The 4,850-nt window shown below is 68.5% G+C and carries 6 protein-coding genes; 5 read left to right on the forward strand and 1 reads right to left on the reverse strand.

Annotated features, from left to right (window positions below; genetic code table 11):
• Positions 1-668, reverse strand: a 668-nt coding sequence (locus K2X24_RS20010; protein WP_292500403.1) for a phosphoenolpyruvate carboxykinase (ATP), incomplete at its 3' end; no start/stop codon positions are given.
• Between the two features lie 441 nt (positions 669-1,109).
• Between K2X24_RS20010 and recR the strand changes: the two genes are divergently transcribed.
• The 5 genes from recR to K2X24_RS20035 all read left to right on the forward strand — a co-directional run.
• The gene (recR, locus tag K2X24_RS20015; RefSeq protein ID WP_292500396.1) at positions 1,110-1,715 is read left to right on the forward strand and encodes a recombination mediator RecR; all 606 of its coding nucleotides are present in this window, start codon (positions 1,110-1,112) and stop codon (positions 1,713-1,715) included.
• 125 nt (positions 1,716-1,840) lie between these two features.
• Positions 1,841-2,356: a peptide deformylase gene (locus tag K2X24_RS20020; protein ID WP_243912750.1), complete on the forward strand. Its 516-nt coding sequence runs from the start codon at positions 1,841-1,843 to the stop codon at positions 2,354-2,356.
• A gap of 26 nt (positions 2,357-2,382) precedes the next feature.
• Positions 2,383-3,312: a methionyl-tRNA formyltransferase gene (fmt, locus tag K2X24_RS20025; RefSeq protein ID WP_292500398.1), complete on the forward strand. Its 930-nt coding sequence runs from the start codon at positions 2,383-2,385 to the stop codon at positions 3,310-3,312.
• 19 nt (positions 3,313-3,331) lie between these two features.
• Positions 3,332-4,090 (forward strand): tRNA pseudouridine(38-40) synthase TruA, encoded by a 759-nt coding sequence (truA, locus tag K2X24_RS20030; RefSeq protein WP_243912748.1) that lies wholly within the window; start codon positions 3,332-3,334, stop codon positions 4,088-4,090.
• Between the two features lie 101 nt (positions 4,091-4,191).
• The coding region (locus K2X24_RS20035) for a hypothetical protein (protein WP_292500401.1) at positions 4,192-4,850 on the forward strand (659 nt) is incomplete at its 3' end.

The raw sequence follows: 4,850 nt of genomic DNA on the forward strand, positions 1-4,850 counted from the left end.
GCCGAGCAGTGCATCGGCATCACGCCGGCCCCGGGCAGCATGTAGTTGAGGTAGGTGAAGACCGACTTCTTCATCTCGCCGGCATAGGCGGAGCCGCCGATGAGGACGAGCTTGCGGGCGAAGTTGATGGCGATCACCGTCTTCGAGCGGCAGCCGTGCCGATGCGGATCGGCCTGGAAGCTCGGCAGATCGATGATCGTCAGCTCCGGCACGTATGTCGCGAGCGTGGCGCGGTCCGGACGGATCAGCAGGTTGCGGATGAACAGCGAGTGCCAGGCGAGTTCGGTGAAGACGCGGGCATTGACGCCGTGCACCGGGTCGGCGCCGCCGCGCAGGTCCTGGGCGAACAACTCGCGGCCCTCAGCATGGGCCAGGAAATCGGAATAGAGGGTGTCGAACTGCTCGGGCGTGATCGCGCCGTTGTTGTCCCACCAGATCTCGTTCTCGGTGGCGGCATCGCGCACCACGAACTTGTCCTTGGGGGAACGTCCCGTATGGGAACCGGTGGTCGCCACGAAGGCGCCGCCACGGGCCAGTTGGCCCTCGCCGCGGGCCAGGGCTTCCTCGTACAGGCGCGGGGCCTCGAGGTTCCAGTGCACCGCCTTCAGGTTGCGCAGCCCGATGGCGTCGGAGCCGTGCGCCGCATTGTAGTCGCCGATATTGGTCACGCTCATCTCTCCTCGGGCACCTGATCGCGTCGCCGCCCCTGTGACCGGAAGCCGTTCCGGCTCTCCGTCTGCGCGCGCTCCGGAATGTCCGCGCGGTTGGTCAGGTCCACCGCACGCAGGTTCTCCAGTCCGGAACCACGCACACCTTGCATAGACACGGATGGTTTGCCGTCAACTCGCCTGTTGGCTGACAAAAAAAGTTACATGAACAGCGTTGATGGCCAAGCTTTTTCGAAAATGCGCCGGGACGTTGCCTTTTGATGTTCCCGGTCCGTCCGAAGGGGGCGAAATCGGGCGGCGAAGGCCCTATTTGAGGATCGAACGGGACGGGCTCGGCGGAGTACCGCCGGGTATCCCTTTCGTCCCGCACGGCCCGGTTGTCCGCCCCTTACGCAATCCACCGTGTGGGCTCTTCTCCACCCGCCACGAGATCCGCGCTTCATGCCCCAAGCCGTCGCCGGCCCCGAGATCGAGCGCCTGATCCAGCTCCTCGCCCGGATGCCGGGGCTCGGCCCACGCTCCGCGCGCCGTGCCGCCCTGCAACTCATCAAGAAGCGGGAGACGCTGCTGGCGCCGCTGGCCGATGCCATGCGGGTGGCATCCGAACGCATCGTCGTCTGCCAGACCTGCGGAAACGTCGACACGCGCGATCCCTGCACGATTTGCTGCGACGAAGGTCGCGATCCCGCCATCCTGGTCGTGGTGGAAGATGTCTCCGACCTTTGGGCCCTCGAGCGCTCGGGCGCGGTCACGGCGCGCTACCACGTGCTGGGCGGCGTGCTCTCGGCCCTCGACGGGGTCCGGCCCGAGCACCTGAACCTCGACAGCCTGGTCGCCCGTGCCGCCGAACCGGCGATGCGCGAGATCATCCTGGCGCTGAACGCCACCGTCGACGGCCAGACCACGGCCCACTACGTCACCGAATCCCTGAAGGCCCATAACCTGAAGGTCACCCGTCTGGCGCACGGGGTTCCGGTGGGCGGGGAGCTCGACTACCTCGACGAGGGCACGCTGACGGCGGCGATCCGCAGCCGCACGCCGTTCTGATCGCGTCGCGCGGGCGCCGGGCAATTTGACCGGCTTCCGGCGCCCCCGTATCTGCGGGGACTCACGATCCGCGGAGGTCCAGGCCACCGCCGGCCCCGCTCCCAGTTTCAAGTCCGATCGCTCCCATGACCATCCGCCCCCTCGTGATCCTGCCCGACACGCGCCTGCGCCTCGCCTCCGAGCCCGTCGGCCCCGTGACGGACGAGATCCGGACGCTCGCCGCCGACATGCTGGAGACGATGTACGACGCGCCCGGCGTCGGCCTCGCGGCAATCCAGATCGGGGTGGCCAAGCGCGTCGTCACGATCGACACCTCGAAGGACGAGAACGACCGCCACCCCCAGGTCTTCCTCAATCCCGAGATCGTCTGGGCGTCCGAGGAGAAGCGGGTCTACGACGAGGGCTGCCTCTCGATCCCGGAATTCTACGGTGAGGTCGAGCGGCCCGATCGCGTGCGCGTGCGGTTCCGCGATCTGGCGGGCGTCGAGCAGGAAATCGAAGCGGACGGCCTGCTCGCCACCTGCATCCAGCACGAGATCGACCATCTCGACGGCGTGCTGTTCATCGACCACCTGTCGAAGCTCAAGCGCGACCGGGTGGTGAAGAAGTTCGCCAAGGCGGCCAAGCGCGGCGACGTCTGACGCCGCGGCCTCAGGGATCAAGAGCCATGCGCGTCGTCTTCATGGGCACTCCGGATTTCGCGGTGCCGACCCTGGCGCGCCTCGCCGGGGACGGACACACGATCGCGGCCGTCTACACCCGCGCGCCGGCCCGGGCCGGGCGCGGCATGGCCCTCAGGCCCTCGCCCGTTCAGGTGATGGCCGAGAGCCTCGGCGCCCCGGTTCTGACGCCGGTCAGCCTGAAGGGAGCGGACGCCGCCGAGACCTTCGCGGGGCACGCCGCCGACGTCGCCGTGGTGGTGGCCTACGGCATGCTCCTGCCGCAGGCGATCCTCGACCTGCCGCGCCACGGCTGCCTGAACCTGCACGGCTCGCTGCTGCCGCGCTGGCGCGGTGCCGCGCCGATTCAGCGCGCCGTAATGGCGGGCGACGGGATGAGTGGCGTCGGCGTGATGCGCATGGAAGCGGGCCTCGACACCGGCCCGGTGGCGATGGAGGCGCGGTTGCCCATCACCCCCGGCATGACGGCGGGCGACCTGCACGACGCGCTGATGCCGCTGGGTGCCGACCTGATGGCGCGCGCGCTCGAGGCCCTGGATCGGGGCGCCCTCACCTTCACGCCCCAGGCCGAGGCCGGCGTGCTCTACGCCCACAAGATCACCAACGACGAGGCCCGCATCGACTGGTCTCGGCCGGCCCGCGAGGTCGCCAACCACATCAACGGCCTGTCACCGTTTCCGGGCGCGTTCTTCGAGGCGGATTTCGGCAAGGGTCCAGAGCGCGTGAAGGTGCTGGCGGCCAAGACCGCATCGGGCTCCGGTGCCCCGGGCACGCTCCTCGACACGGAGGCGACGGTCGCCTGCGGCACGGGCGCCGTGCGCCTGCGGGCCCTGCGCCGAGCCGGCAAGGGTGGGGTCGCCAGCGGCGCGGAGTTCATGCGCGGCGCGCATCGCACGCCGGGAATGGGGCTGGCATGACCAGTCCGGGTCGGGTCTGATGCCGCGCTACAAGCTCGTCATCGAGTATGACGGCAGCCCGTTCTGCGGCTGGCAGCGCCAGACCGCCCAGCCCTCCGTCCAGGGCGCGATCGAATCGGCCGTGAAGCGCTTCTCCGGCGAGGTGGCCGGACTCACCTGTGCGGGGCGCACCGACACCGGGGTGCATGCCACCCACCAGGTCGCGCATCTCGATCTCGCGCGGGACTGGCGTACCGACGTGGTCCGCGACGCGCTCAACGCGCATCTGCGCCCGAACCCCGTGGCGATCCTCAGCGCGGAAATCGTCGGCGCCGCGTTCAATGCCCGGCATTCCGCCACCCGTCGACACTATCGCTACCGGATCCTCAACCGGCGCACCCCGCCGGTCCTCAACCGGGCCCATGTCTGGCAGGTGCCCTGGCCCCTCGACGTCGGGTTGATGCGCGTGGCCGCCACCCGCCTCCTCGGCCTGCACGACTTCACCGCCTTCCGCGCCGCTGAGTGCCAGGCGAAGAGCCCGCTCCGGACCCTCGATCAACTCGACGTGGCGGCGATGCCGATGGGCTTGCACGACGAGATCGTGGTGGCGACCTCGGCCCGCGCCTTCCTGCACCATCAGGTCCGCTCGATGGTCGGCACGCTGATGCTCGCCGGCAGCGGTCGGCTCAGCGCCGACGACGTCGCCGACATCCTGGCCAGCCGCGACCGCAGCCGCTGCGGTCCGCTGGCCCCGGCCTGCGGGCTGACGCTCGTGGGGGTGGATTACGCACCAGAATAACTTTAGGTTGATAATATTTTATCTTAAGTTGCGAAATCTACAGGAAGCGTGATCATTCGTCCGATCCGGTGTGACCCGTGCCGGAGATGATGGGACGCCCTGTGACGAAACTCCCCATTCACCTGTTCATCCTCGGCGCAACCGTCTTCGCGGCCCTGTCGCCCTTCATCTTCATCGCGATCCGCGAAGCGGTGAAACGCCAGAGGCAGGAGATCGTCCGTGATCTCGCAGCCGTGTTCGACATCGCGGGGCCATCGAGCCAGCGATTGATCCCTTCGTTCGAGTTCGTGAAGTACAAGTACTTCGTCGGCCGCGCCCGGGTCTTCGGAAAGAGCGGGGCGGTCGACGGCTCCGACGGGTCGCTGGACATCTTCGACCAGTCGCGGCACCGCGAGGACTTCACCACGACCGCCTGGGTTCTGGGCAGCGTCGCCTTCAGCTTGGTGGCCGCAGCGGCCGTATTTCACACCCTGTCGCTGCTGGCCGCCTTCCTGTGCGCGACCTCGCCCGGCTTCGCGTGGCCAGATGGCGCCTGTCCACAGATACAGGACGGGACCACGGTCTGGCTGTTCGGTGCCAGCGCGGCCTTCGCCGGCAGCTATCTGACGGCGCTGCGCAACCTGTATCGCGCGATCAAGAACTTCGACCTGAGCCCGGCGACGATCGTCGGCGAGACGATCAAGATCGTCATCGGCATCGTCCTCGCACCGATCCTGGTGATCGGCCTGCTCCGCCTCGGGGCGAGCGGCGCGGAACTCCT

This window comes from Methylobacterium sp. (genome assembly GCF_019750675.1).
Classification (GTDB): Bacteria; Pseudomonadota; Alphaproteobacteria; order Rhizobiales; family Beijerinckiaceae; genus Methylobacterium.